A 253-nucleotide genomic window follows, 5' to 3' on the forward strand; every position below is an offset into this window, starting at 1 on the left:
CAGTCCGTACTCACAAGCACCCACACGAATTGCTTGATTCGATTTGTTAAAGAGCGTTTGGTTAAGAGCCTTTCGTCTCAACCGAGGCGCGCATTCTACGCTTTCCTCATTTGCTGTCAAGCGTTTATTTTGAAGTTTTTTGCGAGAAACTCGTTTAGCTTCAAACACTTGACTCGCTGCGATCTCTCGTAGCGGGAGGCGAATCATACAGCACTCGAAGATGCTGTCAACTGCCTTTTTCACCGCTGCCGAT

Annotated in this window: 1 protein-coding gene; it reads right to left on the reverse strand. The window is 47.4% G+C overall.

The window, feature by feature from the left end; translation table 11 throughout:
- Positions 1–207: hypothetical protein (locus ACNFHO_RS27440; protein WP_416767976.1), on the reverse strand; the 207-nt coding region annotated here is incomplete at its 3' end.
- Positions 208–253 lie beyond the last annotated feature (46 nt).

Origin of the sequence: Pseudomonas sp. NY15374 (genome assembly GCF_048068255.1) — a bacterium.
In the GTDB taxonomy this organism is placed as follows: Bacteria; Pseudomonadota; Gammaproteobacteria; order Pseudomonadales; family Pseudomonadaceae; genus Aquipseudomonas; species Aquipseudomonas machongensis.